Below are 17,037 nucleotides of genomic sequence, written 5' to 3'. Positions count from 1 at the left end.
CCCGGCTCGGGTCAGCGGCTGCGCCCTTCCTGCGTCAGCCCCTCGTACGCTTCGCGCAGATCCGGCGCTTCGGGCAGTTTCCTTGCCTCAACGGCCTTGACGACCTCCAGCGCCCGCCAGTGGTTGGAGGGCACGACGCGCCCGCTCAATATTGCTTTCTGGGCGGCATCGCACGCCTCATCGAGACGGCTTCCCGCCAGCAGAACCAGCGCCAAGTCAATGTTGGCGGAGGCCACTCGGCGCGGCCAATTAGTCGTTTCACCCCCGGGGTTCAATCGGGAGATCACTTCGCGGGCATAGCCTTCCGCAGCAGAATCCCCCAGCCAAGCGAGCGTTGTCGCCGTATACGCGAGAGATTTCGCCGGGTCGTACTGATAGTGGTGCTCCATGGGACGGCCCGGCAGCCCAAGGGCGTCAGACATCTGCTGCACCCGGCCAATCGCCGAATATGTCTCTTTCCCATGGCCGAGCCTTGCGCGCGCACGCCCCTCCTGTGCGGTTGCCTGAATCAGGGCGGAGGTGCCGGCGGGGGCAATACTCTGCGCAGTTCTCGAAAGCTCGGCTGCTCGCTTATAGTCTCCATCGGTCAGGACGCGCCACGCTTCCGTTTCGTAGCACCATGCCTCGATCTCCGCATGCTCCGCTTCCCGCGCCAGTGTCACGGCTGTTTGCAGCCGCGCCGTAGCCGAGTGTTCCTGCTTCAAGTCGATGTGTAGCGTCGCACCGAGCAGAGAGAGCCAGCCGCCGACGACCAGCAGTCGTCGATGCTCAGACAGTGTCTTCTTTCCGCCCAACAGACCGGCCACGTAGGAAGAATGGCGCCTCACACGCTGCAAGAGGTCTTGCGGTGGAGTCACGGGATAAGCCGTGGCCAGATCGTCAAAAGCGCGCTCAAGCCTCTCGAGCGTCTGTGCCCCTACGTCGCTCGCCTCCACTCTCCGCGCCAGTTCCCAGGCGTCCTGTTCGTCGTCGTCGGCAAGACCATGGCCGAGGTTCCATGGATTAGCGACCACGAGCGCGCGAGAATCCGGCGCGAGAAGTCGATCCAATTCGTTGGCCGTGGTCTTCAGAAGTTTGGCGATCTTCGGACGTTGATGCGGCTGCGGATCAGCCTCACCACGCTCCCAGCGATACACCGTGGTTCGGTCCACTCGCATGGCTTCCGCAAATGACTCCTGCGTATAGCCGCACGCCTTTCGTCGCTCCGCGAAGCTGCGCCGCTTACCTGCCATGCCCGTACTCCGTCCGGGTGCCGTCTCCCCTGGTCAGCGTACTCCTCGCAGCCAACGCGCAGCAGAGATGCAGGAATTTCGCAGTGGTGCGGAGTGGGCCTGCCCGGTTGAGTAGCCAGACAACCAAGACCCCGGCACCGCTTGGGACGGCCCGGGGCGTGGCCGATCCGACAGGAGCAGACCGACAATGCAATTCGTATCACGATCACTCGGACGAGTGAAAAGAGCCCTGTTCGGCCCCCGAACCGACACCCCCGAACGGCATTCGATTTCCACCACTCCCCCAAAGCCCGTCACCACGCCCGACCCGATGCCACACCTCGTGTCGTACGCGGAGCAGATCCGCTTCGGACTGCCCAGGATCCCTACGGGATGGACCATCCCCCTCATGCGAACCCTCGACCCGGCACCTCCGTACATCCCGCTCTTCACACGCGAACGGGCGGCGACGGAACGGTGACCGGCCTCGAAGAGCCCGCGGCAGACGCCGAAAGAGCCGCCGCCGAACTCCGCTCCGCGTTAGCCCTGGCCGGCATCGAGGCGCTGAGCATCGGCTGGTCGGCGGTGGGTGGCGCGTCGCCCACGGGCCTGGTGCACGTCCACGGCATCGGACCGGAGGGCGCCCGGGCTCTCGCTGCCGTCGTCAGGAGGGGGATCCGCCTGAGAGCCACCCAAGGCGCTTCCCTCCCACAGGCGACAGCCGAGGACCTCAGGGCCGCCCTCGACCCCCTGTGGTTCCGACCCTGCCGCTGCGAGGAGCGCACAGGGATCCCCTGCCCGGAGAAGCGGAAGCGCCTGCGCCTCCGGGGTACGGCGAACTCCGGCCCGTGACCACCCGCCCAGTCCGGAGGCGGCCAACTGAGCCGATGCCGACCTGGGCAGATGCCGACGGCCGCACGTGGTACTGCGGCTACTGCGCGGGCTGGGGCGAGGTCAGCTGTCCCGGCTGCGGCGGACTCGCGGGATGCGTGACGTGCGAGGGCACGGCCAAGGTCGCGTGCATGGTGTGCTCAGCGGGCCAGTGGCCCAAATGGGTTCCGTGACGCGTCATCCAACCAACTGAAGGAGAGAACGATGAGGCTGCAATTCACCACGGCCGCCGACGGCGGCAACGGGGACAAGCTGCCAGGACAGCCCTACCCCGGTCCGCACCAGCCACCGACGCCGGACGGTGGCCCCGGCGTACCCAACCCGCCCAAGACGTTTGAGGCCATCACCCAGTGACCACCAACGCGCACCAGGACCGCCCCAGCCGCACAGAGCTGGGGCGCACCCTCATGTCCGCCGGATTCCTCACCCCCGACTGGGCACCCGCGTTCCAAGCAATCCCCCGCTCCGCGTTTCTGCCCGACCTGATGTGGCCGTTCGACATGCCCACCGCCCGGAGCGTTGCCATAAGCAGAGCGGACGATCCGCACGAATGGCTGAGGTACGCCAACGCCGACGCACCCATCGTCACGCAATGGGACGACGGGAACCACTCCGGCACGGAGCCGGGCCAGGTGTCCACCAGCTCCGCCTCCATGCCGAGCGTCGTGTTCTCCATGCTCCGGGACCTGGACGTACAGACCGGTCACAAGGCGTTGGAGATCGGCACCGGCACCGGGTGGAACGCCGCGCTGCTGGCTCACCGGCTCGGCGCGGAGAACGTCGTCACGGTAGAAGTGGACGAGTCAGTGGCGGCAACAGCGCGGGCCTCTCTTGAGCGCTTCGGCGCACCCGTGCGCGTGGTCCACGGGGATGGGCTCCTGGGCTGCCCGGAGGTGGCACCGTACGACCGGATCGTCGCGACCTGCGGGCTCCGGTCGATCCCGTTCGCATGGGTGCGGCAAAGCAGACCGCGCGGGATCATCGTCGCCCCTTGGGGCACGCACTACGGCAACGGGGACGCAGTGGTCCGCCTGATCGTCGCCGGCGACGGGCGCAGCGCGTCAGGCGCGTTCACGGGACCGGTGGAGTTCATGAAGCTCCGGGCGCAACGCCTTCCGCCCGTCGCGCACGCCGCGTACGTCCCGGGCAGCGTGGCCGACGGTGACGAATCGTCCACCACGGTCACAGAAGACCAGTTCGTGACCGGCCAGTTCAGCCCGCAACGCTTTGCGCTGGGCCTCCTTGTCCGCCACTGCCGACACCTCGTCGCCGACAAGGACGACGGGGCACGCCCGGTGTGGTTCTACGGCCTCACCGACCGCTCTTGGGCGTGCGTGCAGTTCCGCGACGGGGCAACGGCACGCGTGTGGCAGTCGGGCCCACGTCGGCTCTGGGACGAGGCGGAAGCGGCCCACCGGTGGTGGGAGCAGCAGGGCCGGCCCGGCTTCGACCGCTTCGGGCTGACCGTGGACGGCGAGGGCGAGCGCGCCTGGTTGGACTCACCGGACAATCCGCTGCGGTACCCCGAGCACCCAGAACACCCCCATGCCCGCTGACGCAGCCCACCTCCGCCACGCCCTCGCCACCCAGATCAGCGAAAGCGGTCACACGACCGACCCCGCATGGCGGGCGACCGTCGAAGCCATCCCCCGAGAGCTCTTCCTGGGGACGGAGTTCTACCGGCCCAACGGCGCCACGTGGGAACCCGTCAACCGCACAGAGATCGGCCAGGAGGCGTGGCTGCGCCTGGCCTACTCCGACATCACGTGGGTCACCCAAGTAACGGGCATCGACGCCGCCGACGCCCCCGGCCCAGTGGTCGGCAGACCCACCTCTTCCGCCACCCTCCCGTCTCTGGTCCTACGGACACTCGAAGTTGCGGGGGTCCGGGAGGGGGACAAGGTGCTCGAAGTCGGCACGGGCACCGGCTACTCGACCGCGATCCTCTGCCACCGCCTGGGCGATGCGAACGTCACGTCGATCGAATACGACCCCGGCCTGGCCAAAAGGGCCGCCGATCGCCTCCACTCGCTCGGCTACTCCCCCACCCTGGTCACCGGCGACGAGCTCCAGGGACACAGCGAGGGCGCCGAGTACGACGCCGTGGTGGCCACCTGCGCCGTCCGGCACATCCCCCGTCCCTGGCTGTGGCAAGTCCGCGACGGCGGGAGCATCACCACCACCCTCAGCGGCTGGTGATCGCCTCCGGCCTCATCCGCCTCACCCTCGACGACGGCGGCACCGCGACCGGTCGCTTCACCGGGGACACTATCTCGTACATGCTGGCCCGCCCTCACGAACGTCCGCCCCGGCCCGTGTTTCATCGGCTCCCGGGTCGGAGCCGCCCCAGCCATGTCGATCCCGCACTTCTTCAGGACTGGACCGGGCACTTCATCGCTCAGCTCGCCGCGCCCTCCGCCGAGTTCTGGACCACTGGGGACAACGACGTGGTCCTCGCCGACGTGGCTACCGGATCCCAGGCTTGGACGGAAGCGGACCAGGACGGTTGGACGGTCCACCAGCATGGCCCGCTGCGCCTGTGGGACCAGGTCGAAGCGGCCCTGAGGACATGGCAGAAGGCCGGATCGCCCGACCAGTCCGCCATGGGGATGACCGTCGCCGACGAAACGCAGACCGTCTGGCTCGAAGGCCCGCACGGACCGAGGTGGCAACTGCCCACCTGAACCGCCTCCCATCGCCCCTACTGCACGGGGCCGGCCATTGTGACCGCGCATGTTCGACCGCCGACGGGTGCGATAGACACGTCGCCGTGGACCAGGGAATAGCAGCATTGCTCGGGGCATCGATCGGCGTGGCAGGCACCGTCATCGCGTCGGCGATCACTGGTTGGTCAACACGTCAGCAAGTGCGAGCACAGGCCAGAGCCGAGCACGCCCACTGGCGCAGGCAGACGCGCCGTGATGCGTACAGCGCCTTCCTTGCCCCAGCCAGTGAGTCACAGAACGCGCTGAAGATGGCCGGGCGCGCGTTCATAGGCGAAAGGGATAGGGAAGAAATCGATCGCAGACTGCAACAGGCTCATGACCAGCTGGCTTTGGCACTGGCTGCCTGGGCCAACCTGGCGGTCGAAGGGCCAGAGACCGTGGAGCAGGCAGCTCGAGGCGTCTACACGACCCTTCGGTCCACGCAGACGACCCTTCTCGCGCTACGTGACACCCCGGCGAACGCTCCGGACGGTAACGCCAGCTTCATGGAGCGCCACGCCGTCGAGGTGGGTCGGCTGTCAGAGCGCTTGAGCGAGTTTGCCGCAGCAGCACGAGCGGCGCTGGGGAGGCGTTGACTCGACGTGTCACGGGCGCCAGGCTGTCCAATCCGGCCGTTCCGCAGAGGCGGGCCGGGCAGCCGTTGCTCGACGGTGCCGATGCAGCGGGCGGCAAGGCCTTTGTTGCCGTCCACTACGAGGATCTGTCGGCCCGCTGGCGTACGGGAACGGTCAGGCGATGCAAGTGATCTCGGCGAACGGATGTCGGCTACAGGTCGGTCGTCAGCCCGCGCGACGTGTGCCCGGACACCGGGCTGGTCCGGCTGTCGTACGGGCAGGCCCGCATGGTGCTGGACAAGCACACCGCCCTCGGCGGCGAGAGCGGCACGGGCTGGGATCTGCACGAGTGGCGGCATTCCGGGCTCACGCACCTCGGCGAGGCGGGGGCGAGCCTGCTGATGCCGATGGCGAAGTCCCGGCACAAGAAGCCCGAGGACGTACGGAAGTACTTCCATCCCTCGGCAGAGGCGATCGCCGAGGTCACGAGCCTGCTCGCGCCAGGCGACAGCCGACGCTGACCACACGACCGGGAGGTCAGCGGTGCGGCGGACGGCCTGTCGGACCGGGAGCGGTAGTACCCCACGCCACCGGCCTCGGTATCCGCGGTCGCATCGAGCACGCCAGGGCTTACGGCATGATCACGACAGGTTCGGGGTTACCAGGGGATGACGCCGTCGTCCTCAAAGAACGGTCGGGCCGCCGTCGGGCAGCGTGGCGAGCCGGATCGGTGTGGCTGCGCCCTGCTCGGGAGTGCGGGGTCCGTGGAAGCCGGTGAAGTCGGTCGCGACCAGGCCCGGGCAGGCGGCGTTGATCAGGATGTTCGTACCGGCGAACTGCCGGGCGTACTGCACGGTGACGGCGTTGAGGAACGACTTCGACGGCGAGTAGGCCGCCATGATGGGGCCGATCTCGATGTCCGGGTCCGCCTGCCGGGTCAGGGAGGCGACGGCACTGGATACGTTGACGATGCGTGGCGACGTCGAGCGCCGCAGCAGGGGAAGCATCGCGTTGGTCACCCGGATGACACCGATGACGTTGGTCTCCACGACCGTACGGACCACGTCGAGGTCGAGCGTGGTCGGGTCCTGCATCCACCCCGGCCCCGTCTCTCCTGAGATGCCGGCGTTGTTGACCAAGACGTCCAGGCGCCCGGCCTGCCGTTCGACCAGTTCCGCGGCGTCGGTGACGCTCTGGTCGCCGGTCACGTCCAGCGGCACCCCGAACGCGTCCACCCCGGCGGCGCGCAGCTTCTCAACGGCGACCTCAAGGCGGGCCTCGTCGCGGGCCCCCACGCCCACGCGGTACCCGAGGGCGCCCAGCCCGGTCGCAATTTCGTACCCGATTCCCTTGTTCGCGCCGGTCACCAACGCGATCTTCGTTTCGCTCATGCCGTCGATGCTCGCTCGCGAACGAGCGGCGCATCCAACACCGATACAGTGCCCTGTCATACCCGGCAGGTATCACAGGTACGCTGTGGCCATGGACACCTTGGAGACCCGCGAGCTGAGGTACTTCATGGCCGTCGCCGAGGAACTGCACTTCGGCCGCGCCGCCGAGCGCCTCGGCATTGCCCAGCCACCGCTCTCCCGGGCGATCCAGCAGCTCGAGCGGCGCCTCGGCGTCTCCCTGCTGAAACGTAACCGCCGCGGCGTCTCCCTGACCGGCGCCGGAGAGGTGCTGCTGCACGAGGGCCGCGCAGCCCTCGACGCAACCACCGCTGCCGCTCGCCGTACCCGTCGTGCCGGTGGCGCCGACAGTCCGGGTGGCCCCCGCAACCGCCTGGTGCTGGCAGTGAAGGCCGGCGCGTCTCACGAACTGCTGCAGAAGCTCCTCGACGCCTACGCGGCCGAGCCCGACGCCGCCGAGATCGAGGTGCTGCCGAGCGGCACGTGTGAGCAGGAAGGGATGCTGCGCGATGGCCGCGCTGATGTGGCGCTCATGCACGCGCCGTTCAACTCCCTCGCCGGGTTCGACAGCGAGGAACTGATGGCCGAGGGGCAGATCGCCATCCTGCCCGCCGGGCACCCGCTCGCCGCGCACAATACGTTGTCCCTGGCCGACGTCAGCGACATCCCCGATCTTCCGCTCGCCCGCTGGTCCCGCCACGGCACGTACCCACCCGGCCCGGGCCCCGAGATCCACGACCAGACGCAGCTGGCCCAGCTGATCGCCCTCGGACGCACCATGGCCGTCTTCCCCGACTCCGCCCGCGCCTGGCTATGGGCCGAGCACACCGCCGTCCCCCTGACCGACGCGCCCCCCGTCGTCACCCACATCGCCTGGCCCGCGCACAGCCGCTCCCTCGCCCTCGCCGGGCTGATCCGCACGGCCACACGGCTATGACCCTCTGCGCGCCCCGTTGAACGCCGCCTACTGGGCTGCCTGTTGATCCGACAGGAACTCGAGGCCGAATTCACTGTCGTCACTCAGCGGCTCACCGTGGTCTCCCGCTCGACACGCGACAGCTTCTCGGGGTTGCGCACGATGTAGAGCCCCGTGACCGTGCCGTCGTCGATCCGCACCGCCACGACGCTGTCGATCTCCCCGTTGAGCCGGACGATCAGAGCCGGGCAGCCATTCATCTGCGCCGGCTCGACCGACCCCTCGCCGCCGATCCTGGGCAGGGCGACCGCCAACAGGCGAGCCACCTGATCGACCCCCACGACGGGCCGCAGCACGGCCTCCTTGACTCCGCCGCCGTCACCCACGAGGACCACGTCCGGCGCGAGCAGGTCGAGCAGGCTCTGCAGATCGCCTGTTTCGACCGCCCGTTGGAACGCCTTGAGCGCGTCGCGGGCCTCGGCCGGGGACACGACTCCGCGCGGTCGGCGCGCGGCGACGTGTGTCCGTGCCCGGTGGGCGATCTGACGGACCGCGGCCGGGCTCTTGTCGACGGCTTCGGCGATCTCGTCGTACCCGAGGTCGAACACCTCGCGCAGCACGAACACCGCCCGCTCGGTCGGGGTGAGCGTCTCCAGTACCAGCAGCATCGCCATCGAGACGCTGTCGGCCAACTCGACGTCCTCGGCCACGTCGGGCGCGGTCAGCAGCGGCTCGGGCAGCCAGGGGCCGACGTAGGACTCCTTGCGCCGGCCGAGCGTACGCAGTCGGCTCAGCGCCTGTCGCGTGGTGATCCGGACCAGGTACGCACGCCGGTCCCGCACGGTGTCGAGATCGACGTCCGACCACCGCAGCCAGGTCTCCTGGAGGACGTCCTCGGCGTCGGCGGCCGAGCCGAGCATCTCGTAGGCGACGGTGAACAGCAGGTTGCGGTGGGCGACGAACGCCTCGGTGGCGCAGTCCATGCGGTCGGCACGAGCGGCCTGCTCGGGTGTGTCCCTTGTTCGCTCGCCCATGGCCGGCTCCTGCCTGTTCGCTCTCTGCTGTGTCACACGCACAAGACACCGCTCCCCACCGCTTTGTGACACCCCCGACCGGTGGCGCACGTCACGTAGCCGCGGGCGTCACAGGGATCGAGTCGCCGGCGTCTCTTGTTCGTCGGGACGCCGCGCGGACGATCCGCGCGGTACGCAACACAATCGGTGAGGAGCAAGTCATGGAACCCCGTTTCGATCTGATGGCCAACGAGCTCGGTGCCAAGATCAGCAAGCGGTTCTACAACGTGAGCCTGGCGATCCAGCAGTCGTCGCTGCCCCAGGCCACCCAGGAGTTGGTGATGCTGCGCGTCAGCCAGATCAACGGCTGTGGCTTCTGTGTCGACTACCACACCAAGGATGCCGCGGCTGCCGGGGAGACCGCGGTGCGGCTCAACCTGGTCGCCACCTGGCGCCACAGCACGGTGTTCACCGAGGCCGAGCGGGCCGCACTGGCACTTGCCGAGGAGGGCACCCGGATCGCCGACGCCCACCTCGGCGTGTCCGACCAGACCTGGGCCCAGGTGCGTGAGCACTACGACGACGACCAGACGGCCGCGCTGGTCTACCTGGTCGCTGTGATCAACGCGGCCAACCGGCTCGGCGTGATCGTGCACAACCCGGGGGGTGCCTACGAGCCCGGCAAGTTCGCCGACATGGCGAACTGACCAGCAGGCGAATTGCGTCCCGGCCCCGGTCCTTCGGCTTCAGGGTCGGCTTCCAGGCATGCGTCACGATCAACCGCAACGACTGGAGCGTGAACTGGACGCTGGAGCTCGACGTCGCCGCGATCCGGCAGTCCTGACCTGACGGGTTCAACGCCCGCTTCGAGGACGGGCTTTCATGGCCATGGCGAGAATGCTGTCGGCGTCGCGCGCACGCGGCCCGGCAGTCGGCAGGAACGATCGACAAGGAGACCGGCATGTCGTACCCGAAGGAGCTCTTCCACGCGGACAAGGGCGAGGTCAGCGGCACGTTGTGGAAGGGCGGCTCCGCGCCTGACCTGGTGATCGGCGAGCGCTCGCACGTGCACTACCTGGCCACCGGCGAGTCCACCGGCGGGCAGTACGGGCTCTACCGATGGGACATGCGAGGGGAGCCCGGCGGCGGCCCGGGCGCGCACTTCCACCGGACGATGTCGGAGTCGTTCTTCGTCCTGTCCGGCACGGTCGGGCTCTACGACGGAGAACGCTGGGTCAACGCCGCGCCGGGCGACTTCCTGTTCGTCCCGCCGGGCGGAATCCACGCGTTCAACAATCCGGAGGGGCCCGCCTCGATGCTGGTCCTGTTCGCCCCCGGGGCCCCGCGCGAGGCCTACTTCGAGGAACTGGCGGAGATCGTGGCGAGCGGGCGGCAGCTCAGCGAGGAGGAGTGGGCCGACCTCTACCGCCGCCACGACCAGTACATGGTCTGAGCGGATGCGGGTGCCATGGGGGCCGGTCAGCCGGAGCGGCGCCCACCGGATCAGCAGGTGGTCAGATCCTCATGTCATCCTCGGATGGTGACCAATGTGGAGACGGACAAGGACCGGCGCGACGACGAGTTGCCCCCTGCCCCGGGGCCGGCCACCCCTGCCGAGTGGGACGAGCTGATCGCAGACTGGGACGAGATGCGCCACGGCTACTACCTCGGCGATGCGCCGGCCACGGTGCTGACGTGCGCGAAGAATCTCGAGGCGAGCGTGGCGGCCGGCGGGGCGGGGTCGGAGACGGCGATGTGGACGCTGGGGCTGGTGCTGATAGGCCCTTATGTGATCTACGCCCGCCCGGACGCGGCGGCCGAGGCCCGGGTGCTGGAGGCGATGGGCGCGGTCGAGCGGGCTCTGGGGGAGGCGTCCTGTGCGCATGAGGCGCACCCGTGTGACGACGCGCCGTTCGATCTGGAGCTGGACAACTTCCGGTATGTCCTGGAGATGCTGGCTCATCCGGAGCGGGACGCCGCCCATGAGGCGGCCCTGGCCGACGAGGAGCTCTGGCCCGACGAGGAGGGGGCGCAGTCCTGGTACGAGGGCCGGATGACCCGGGAGATATGGACCTGCCCGCGGAATCTGGCCGGGTTCGCCCGCGCCTTTCCCGGCTGAGGCCGGATGCCTCACTGCCCGGCTGAGGCCGGAGGTCTCGTGGCCGCTGACTCATAGCCGATGACTCACCACCGCTGCCTCACGGCCGCTGCTCAGATCCGGAGTACACCGGTGAACGGGCCGTGGCCGACGCCCTCCTCCGTCACCGCCAGCCAGCCGTGGCCCCGGACCGTGGTTCCGGGGCCGATGTCGGGCGGGTAGAGCGCCGCCCCGGCGGCTCAGGGCGTGCGGCCCCGGGTGCGCGCCCGGTGTCCCCTGACGTCGGGGCGGCCGATGTGGCCCGCCGGGCGCTGGGACTCGCCCAGCCAGATCTGCGGGACGTGCTGCTGGACAGCCTCGACCACCGGCCGCTGAATGGCGGCGGCGAGGGGGAGGCGGTGGCGCAGGCGGGGAAAGCCGGGGTGGAACGGCTCCTCGTCGCGGACCAGGCCCCACAGGATCGGGTCGTCCCGGTCGATGGGGCCGGTGGGGTACAGCTCCAGGGAGTACATCTTCCCCTTGCGCCCGAACTCGCTCCAGCAAAGGGCGACTCCGGCGAGGGTGTGCCAGGGGATGACGCTCCGAAGGTCTCCCTTTTCGAGCCACAGGCCTGTGTGGTCGATGAGAATTCTGTTGCGGCGGTTCACCCAGAAGGGGACGAAGAGGATGATGCCGAGAACGCCGAGGGCCACCGCGAACCCGAGCCCGACGAACCCGGTGACGGTGGCCTCCCCCTTCTGTTTCCCGGTGGCTACCAGGACAACGCCGAAGATGCCGACGGCGCCGATCACCATGAGGACGATGGAGCAGGGGAGCCCGGTCATGGCGCTGCGGCGGCCGGCGCGGATGACCGTGGCGTTCGGCGCGGGGGAGGGTATGTGCGGCGACGACATGGTGCGAGAGCTTAGTTGGCCCCTGCACAGTGCGGTCAGTCAGATGGGCAGGGCGCCCTTGAAGCGGGAGTTGGGCAGGTCGGGGTGGGTCGTGGCGAGCCAGCCGTGGCCGTGGGTGTGGTCCTCGGACATGGGGCCGGGTTGGGCCGAGAGGTTGTCGGCCGCCACGTCCGCATGGGGCACGCCTTTGGCGTATTCCTCGTCTTCGAGCCCTTCTGCGGCGTCTTTGATGGAGTCGATCTCGAAGAGCAGTGGCTTGCCCCAGAACTGCGGGTGGTCATCGTAGTTGTGGCAGCTTCGCACCCTTCGGCCGTTGTGGGCGACATACCAGCTCGAACCGGAGTGGTAGGGGTCGAGGACGTAGAAATGTGCCTCCCCGCATCGCTCGCTGAGCTTGTCGGCCAGCATGAAGCCATCGAGTTCGTCCACGAATGAATTCCCCCACACCATGCGCCAGTTCCTGATCGGCGGGTCTTCGCGCCAGTTCTCGAACTCCGGGGTGATGAAGACCCGGTAGGCCCTCCGCTTCTCACCCTGGGAGTCCTGGAACTCCATGGAATCGGTGGCCCGGGTGGCGGCCTCCACGCCCATGACGGTGGTGGCCGGCCGAAGGTCGTGCAGACCGAGCACGGATACGGCGTCGTCGAACCGGTCGGCCGGGAATGCCAGCCAGCGGCCGCCGTCCAGGGGGAGGCTCACCTCGAGTTCGTCCAGGAGCTTGACGCGCACGAGGCGTTCCACGGCACGCCGGTCGGCGTCGTCGAGCGCCTCCGCGCCGCCCAGGTCGACCAGCGCCTCCAGTGCCTTGCCGCGCAGTTGCCCGGGGCCATGGCGCCGGATCTCCCGAAGGCGCGGCAGCGCCTGGTCACCCAACCGTTTCAAGACGGACTCGGCGCTGAATCTCGGGCTCTCCCGTCGCGTGTCGCGAACGTACGGCAGGAGCCGATCGACGCTCTGGGCTCCGAGCGCGACCAGGCCGTCCTCCGCCGCCCTTCGAACGGTGCGGTCCTTGTCCGAGAGATCCCGCACGAGGGCGTCAATGGCTTCCGACATGCGGCATAGCGTAGGCGCGGAAAAGGATCACCTACGGAGGGGGTTCCCGACCCGGATCCCCGCTGAGGGCTCACGGGTGAGCCATGGGCCCACGCCCCGGAAACCTTGACGGCCGCTGTACCGGGTGTCACGATTCGGGCGCCACCATGTTTGCGTAAACATCGCCACGGGCCAGCCCGGGCCGTGAGTTCTGGCCAACGCTTTGCTGGTAGGGCAGGGAGGAGCGGAACGGTGGGCTTCGTCTTACGCCTTCCTTGAGTACGCCACGACTACGCCACGAGTACGCCACCGTCGACGCCGGTGCGCAGACACACCTCCACGGGCTCGGAAGCAGAGCCCCACCACCCAGCAGCGCCCGCACGTCCCGCCACCCGAGCGGGACGGCAGGAGACGGCAGCAGGACCGCACCCCGTACCCCCTCGCGCCAAGCGTTGAGGGCCACCGGTACCCACCGGTCACCACCGGGCCCACCGACGGCGAGCCGACACCACCCGTCCGGCCCGGCACATCTTCGAACGGCCGCTCAGCCACGCGCAGGCTCCGCCTTGCCCTGAGCCGCCCTCTCCCGAAAGAGCAAGCGATGCGCAAATCCCCCGCCAGCCCCTCCAGAGCCCGCTTCACCCCCCGGCTGCGCGCCGCCTTCGTGGCGATCCTGGTCGCCGCGGCCGGCGGCACCACCCTCGCCGGCAGCCCCGCCTCCGCCGCGCCGAGCGGAGACACCACCCAGTTCAAGGGCGTGAACTGGGCCGACCCCCGCGACAACTTCGCCGACGACCCGGTCGTGCTGTCCGGCCTGTCGACCTCCGACAGCTACGCCCAGACCTACGCCAAGGCGAGTCGGATCATCTCGGGGTTCCGCGCGAACCTCGGCGCCAACACCGTCCGGCTGCCCATCAACCCGTACACGGTCAACGGCCCCTACTGGAAGTCGTACCGCGGGGTCATCGACGCGGCCTCGGACAAGGGCTTCAAGGTCATCCTCTCCTACTGGGAGGGTACGGGCCCGCGCAAGGACGGCTTCATCGACGACCCCGCCACCTTCTGGCCCATGTGGAACACCGTGGTCGACGCGTACAAGGACGACAAGCGGGTCTACTTCGAGCCGATGAACGAGCCCCACGGCTACACCGACACCGAGTGGGCCGACATCGCCGCGAAGTGGCTGTCCACCTACCCGTCGGTCCCGCGCAACCGGGTGTTCGTCAGCGGCGCCGGCTACAACGATCACGTCACCTCCGTCTGCGCCGACCCGCGCCTGGACGGCACCTACCTGTCGCTGCACCACTACGGCTTCTGGAAGAGCTACGCCACCTACGACGAGTGGGTGGCCGACCTCAAGGGACGCATCGGCGACTGCGCCAACCGGACCGTCGCCGATGAGTTCGGCGCCCCGATGACCACCGGCCTCAACTACAACAAGCCGACACCCTCAGACAACTACATCAACTACGTCCAGGCCGTCACGGACACCTTCCGCGAGCTCAAGATGGGGTCCGTCTACTGGCCCGGCCTGCGCACCGACGACACCTACACGCTGCAGACCCTGACCGGCGACCCCGCCCGGCCGGGGCTGGCCACCACCAACCAGTCCGGCGCCGACCGGCTCGCCTGGGCCTGGGGCAGGGGGAAGCCCGTCCGGCCCTGACACGGTCTTCGGCGCGCCCGCGCCGACCGGCCGTCCTTCGGTCGGCCACAGTCAGGCGCCACCGAGTGCGGGTGGGCGGTACCGGCAGACGTGCCGGTACCGCCGTCTGCGCCAAGCGTCCGGAGGACGCTGCTCACCGGATCCCCGACGCGCCTTCAGCAGCAAGCAGGCACGTCGGTGGCCGCTTTGGCTGTCGTGCCGGGCGGCGGGGTGGGCATGGCCACCCAGGCGCCCTGCACCCAGGCGCCTCGCACCGAACCGTCCGCCGTTCCGGTCGGCGAGGCGGCTGCCGTCGATGGCGCGGCGGCGGCGGGAACGACCGCCGCACTCAGGGCCAGGATGCTTCCCGCGAAAGTCGCGGCGACCTTTGCTCTCATGCTCATGGATGTCTCTCCCTTTGTCAGTGGTGCATGAGTTGGATTCAGAACACACTGCGGGAAACCGTGCCGAACGGGGCGTGCGAAAAGCTTGCGAAAACCTTGAAACGGCCAGTCGGAGCCGGTGTCCGTGGGGAGCCGGACGGCCGGAGTCGGCAACGGCCCGCCTGGGCCGCCGCGATGAGCGGCGGCCCAGGCGGGCCGTACCGAAGGAACGAGGTACCGGAAGGACGACCGGGCGTCACCCCACCAGGTGGTAGTTGCCCGCGACCGCCAGGAAGAGCACCGCGGCCAGCGCCACCGCGCTGTAGTGGATCCGGGCCGCCCAGCCCCACCAGCGGCGCCACCAGGCGATCACGGCGCACACCAGCACCAGCGCCGTGGTGGCCAGCGCCGCCTTCACCAGGACCGGGACCAGCTTCAGCATGGGCGAGTCGCCGAGGAAGACCGTCTGGTTGAGCGAGTTGGGGTCGGCGACCAGGAGGGCGAAGCAGGCGGTGGCCACGGTGAGGAGGACGCCGGTGGTCCAGGCGAGCAGGCGGGCCAGCTGGGCGCCGGCCGGGGCGGCGGTGGCGGTGCCCTTGCGGCGGCCGATGAGGGCGCCGATGGTCCAGGCGGTGACCGACAGCAGCAGCACGCCGAGGGAGCCGAGGAGGAGCTGCTGGTGCAGGACCGGGGACTCGTACCAGGGCAGCCGCTCGTAGGCGACGGTCGGGTCGGAGGCGAGGAAGAGCTTGCCGTCCTTGAAGGCGAGCCGCTCCTGGCCGCCCTTCTCCTGGAAGAGGCCGTCGCCGACGCGTACCCAGTGCTGCTTGGTGACGCCCGGGTCGCGGCTGAGCGGACCGGTGGTGGTGAGGGTGGAGTCCGGTCCCGTGGTGACCTGGACCGAGCTGGTCAGCGCGGCGGCGCGGGTGAGGTCGGAGTGGCTGGTGCGGGTGGAGCGGTAGAAGCCGGCGAACTTGCCGGTCTCGCCCATGCGGGGGGTGGCGGCGCGGCGCGGGGTGCCGAAGGTGTGGTCGGCGACGCGGTTGACGAGTTCCTGGCCGGCCCAGGAGGCGCTGCCGTCCTTGCCGTCGCCGTTGTACGCGACGTACACGCCGGTGTCCCGGTCGGGCAGCAGTGCGAGGTTGTCGTGGAAGCCGGGGATGTCGCCGTCCTTGACGAGCATGCGGTGGCCGTCACGGCTGCGCTCCTCCAGGATGTAGCCGATCCCGGGCAGCCGCGGGTCATTGCCGAACTGGCGGTGCTGCATGGCCCGGGTCAGCCGCTCGCCGAGCACCCGGTGGCCGTCCAGGCTGCCGCCCGCGAGCTGGGCGAGCATCAGCCGCCCCATGTCGGTGGCGGTGGTGACGGCCGCGGCGCCGGTGGGGGTCCAGGCGCCGTACTGGCCCTCGGCGGGCACCTGCCCCTTGCCGTCGGGGCGGTAGCCGCCGGCCCGTCCGGTGGCGATGGCGGCGGGGTGCGGCTGGGAGAAGGAGGTGCGGGTCATGCCGAGCGGCCGCAGGATGTGGCGGCCCACGTATGCGTCGAAGCGCTCGCCCGAGACCAGTTCGACCAGGTATCCGGCCAGCGCCACGCCGTAGTTGTCGTAGCTGGACACCTTGCCGGGCGGGCGGACCCGCTTCGGCTGGTGTTCGGCCAGGCTGTCGCCGAGCCGTTCGGCGTCCTCGGGGTGGGCGGTGGCGCGGCCGATGATGCTGTTGTCGAACCCGGCGGTGTGCATCAGCAGGTCGCGGACGGTGACCGGCCGCCCCGGATAGCTGTCCTTGATGGTGAAGTCGGCCTTATGGCGGGTGAGATACCGGTTGACGTCGGCCCGTAGGTCCAGCTTCTTGCGCTCGACCTGCTGGAGTACCGCCATGGCGGTGAACACCTTGGCGTCCGAGCCCATGAAGAAACCCGTACGGCGGGCGTCCACCCGGGTGCCGCGGTCGATGTCGGCCACCCCGTACCCCTTGGCCAGCACCTGCCGTCCGCCGGAGACCACGACCACCGCGGCCCCCGGGATCCGGTACTCGTCCAGCTGCTTCTTGACGAGGCCGTCGACCAGGGCCTCAAGGCTCTGCGGGCGCGGGGAGCCGGGCGTGGCGGAGGCCGAGGCGGCCGTCGCCAGCACGGTCATGAGGACGGCGAGCAGCAGGGACACCGCCGCGGTCACGCTGCGTCGAGCACTCATTTACCGGCTCCTTCGCGCACAGAGGGATTGCGTCGTATGACCACAAGTCAACTCAAGTAGCGCGGGTAGGCCGAG

At 69.4% G+C, this 17,037-nt stretch carries 15 protein-coding genes and 3 pseudogenes; 11 read left to right on the top strand and 7 right to left on the bottom strand.

The features are described 5' to 3' along the window. Window positions 1-11 precede the first annotated feature (11 nt). Complete coding sequence (locus ACWY4P_RS33870; protein WP_456204348.1) at window positions 12-1,232, bottom strand: helix-turn-helix transcriptional regulator; 1,221 nt, start codon at window positions 1,230-1,232, stop codon at window positions 12-14. 456 nt (window positions 1,233-1,688) lie between these two features. Here ACWY4P_RS33870 and ACWY4P_RS33865 point away from each other — a divergent pair, with 456 nt between their 5' ends. From ACWY4P_RS33865 to ACWY4P_RS33840, 6 genes and pseudogenes are all read left to right on the top strand, one after another. Next, window positions 1,689-2,063 (top strand): hypothetical protein, encoded by a 375-nt coding sequence (locus ACWY4P_RS33865; protein WP_456204347.1) that lies wholly within the window; start codon window positions 1,689-1,691, stop codon window positions 2,061-2,063. A gap of 243 nt (window positions 2,064-2,306) precedes the next feature. Further along, window positions 2,307-2,456, top strand: a complete 150-nt coding sequence (locus tag ACWY4P_RS33860) for a hypothetical protein (RefSeq protein ID WP_456204346.1) — start codon at window positions 2,307-2,309, stop codon at window positions 2,454-2,456. Beyond that, window positions 2,453-3,658 (top strand): methyltransferase domain-containing protein, encoded by a 1,206-nt coding sequence (locus tag ACWY4P_RS33855; protein WP_456204345.1) that lies wholly within the window; start codon window positions 2,453-2,455, stop codon window positions 3,656-3,658. The genes ACWY4P_RS33860 and ACWY4P_RS33855 overlap by 4 nt, the downstream gene beginning before the upstream one ends. Further along, window positions 3,648-4,786 (top strand): annotated as a pseudogene (gene tgmC / locus ACWY4P_RS33850) (ATP-grasp peptide maturase system methyltransferase). The gene ACWY4P_RS33855 and the pseudogene tgmC overlap by 11 nt, the downstream one beginning before the upstream one ends. Window positions 4,787-4,872: 86 nt before the next feature. Then, a complete protein-coding gene (locus tag ACWY4P_RS33845; RefSeq protein ID WP_456204344.1) occupies window positions 4,873-5,403 on the top strand; it encodes a hypothetical protein in 531 nt (176 codons plus the stop codon). Window positions 5,404-5,603: 200 nt separating this feature from the next. After that, window positions 5,604-5,903: pseudogene (locus tag ACWY4P_RS33840) on the top strand (site-specific integrase); the annotation flags it as partial. 137 nt (window positions 5,904-6,040) lie between these two features. Here the strand turns inward: ACWY4P_RS33840 and ACWY4P_RS33835 are convergent. After that, window positions 6,041-6,773 (bottom strand): annotated as a pseudogene (locus tag ACWY4P_RS33835) (SDR family oxidoreductase). 91 nt (window positions 6,774-6,864) lie between these two features. On the opposite strand from ACWY4P_RS33835, the gene ACWY4P_RS33830 reads away from it, so the two are divergent. Then, window positions 6,865-7,728: a LysR family transcriptional regulator gene (locus ACWY4P_RS33830; RefSeq protein WP_456204343.1), complete on the top strand. Its 864-nt coding sequence runs from the start codon at window positions 6,865-6,867 to the stop codon at window positions 7,726-7,728. A gap of 83 nt (window positions 7,729-7,811) precedes the next feature. On the opposite strand, the gene ACWY4P_RS33825 is transcribed toward ACWY4P_RS33830, so the two are convergent. Further along, complete coding sequence (locus tag ACWY4P_RS33825; protein WP_456204342.1) at window positions 7,812-8,741, bottom strand: RNA polymerase sigma-70 factor; 930 nt, start codon at window positions 8,739-8,741, stop codon at window positions 7,812-7,814. Window positions 8,742-8,941: 200 nt separating this feature from the next. Between ACWY4P_RS33825 and ACWY4P_RS33820 the strand changes: the two genes are divergently transcribed. The 3 genes from ACWY4P_RS33820 to ACWY4P_RS33810 all read left to right on the top strand — a co-directional run bounded on the left by ACWY4P_RS33820 (window position 8,942) and on the right by ACWY4P_RS33810 (window position 10,839). Next, window positions 8,942-9,427, top strand: coding sequence for a carboxymuconolactone decarboxylase family protein (locus ACWY4P_RS33820; RefSeq protein WP_456204341.1), 486 nt, complete (start codon window positions 8,942-8,944; stop codon window positions 9,425-9,427). Between the two features lie 254 nt (window positions 9,428-9,681). Next, on the top strand, window positions 9,682-10,173 hold the full coding sequence (locus ACWY4P_RS33815; RefSeq protein WP_456204340.1) for a cupin domain-containing protein: 492 nt from the start codon (window positions 9,682-9,684) through the stop codon (window positions 10,171-10,173). Between the two features lie 84 nt (window positions 10,174-10,257). Further along, window positions 10,258-10,839: a hypothetical protein gene (locus tag ACWY4P_RS33810; protein ID WP_456204339.1), complete on the top strand. Its 582-nt coding sequence runs from the start codon at window positions 10,258-10,260 to the stop codon at window positions 10,837-10,839. Between the two features lie 218 nt (window positions 10,840-11,057). Here the strand turns inward: ACWY4P_RS33810 and ACWY4P_RS33805 are convergent, their stop codons facing one another. Next, window positions 11,058-11,711, bottom strand: coding sequence for a hypothetical protein (locus ACWY4P_RS33805; protein WP_456204338.1), 654 nt, complete (start codon window positions 11,709-11,711; stop codon window positions 11,058-11,060). A 39-nt stretch (window positions 11,712-11,750) separates the two neighbouring features. Continuing rightward, the gene (locus ACWY4P_RS33800; RefSeq protein WP_456204337.1) at window positions 11,751-12,764 is read right to left on the bottom strand and encodes a HEAT repeat domain-containing protein; all 1,014 of its coding nucleotides are present in this window, start codon (window positions 12,762-12,764) and stop codon (window positions 11,751-11,753) included. 580 nt (window positions 12,765-13,344) lie between these two features. On the opposite strand from ACWY4P_RS33800, the gene ACWY4P_RS33795 reads away from it, so the two are divergent. Further along, window positions 13,345-14,409: a glycoside hydrolase family 5 protein gene (locus ACWY4P_RS33795; protein ID WP_456204336.1), complete on the top strand. Its 1,065-nt coding sequence runs from the start codon at window positions 13,345-13,347 to the stop codon at window positions 14,407-14,409. Window positions 14,410-14,564: 155 nt separating this feature from the next. On the opposite strand, the gene ACWY4P_RS33790 is transcribed toward ACWY4P_RS33795, so the two are convergent. Together ACWY4P_RS33790 and ACWY4P_RS33785 are read right to left on the bottom strand one after the other, a co-directional pair. Continuing rightward, window positions 14,565-14,792, bottom strand: a complete 228-nt coding sequence (locus ACWY4P_RS33790; protein WP_456204335.1) for a hypothetical protein — start codon at window positions 14,790-14,792, stop codon at window positions 14,565-14,567. Between the two features lie 235 nt (window positions 14,793-15,027). After that, a complete protein-coding gene (locus ACWY4P_RS33785; RefSeq protein ID WP_456204334.1) occupies window positions 15,028-16,962 on the bottom strand; it encodes a serine hydrolase domain-containing protein in 1,935 nt (644 codons plus the stop codon). Window positions 16,963-17,037: the final 75 nt, after the last annotated feature.

It is taken from the genome of Streptomyces sp. LZ34, assembly GCF_053890475.1.
This window is presented reverse-complemented; position numbering and strand designations above follow the sequence as displayed.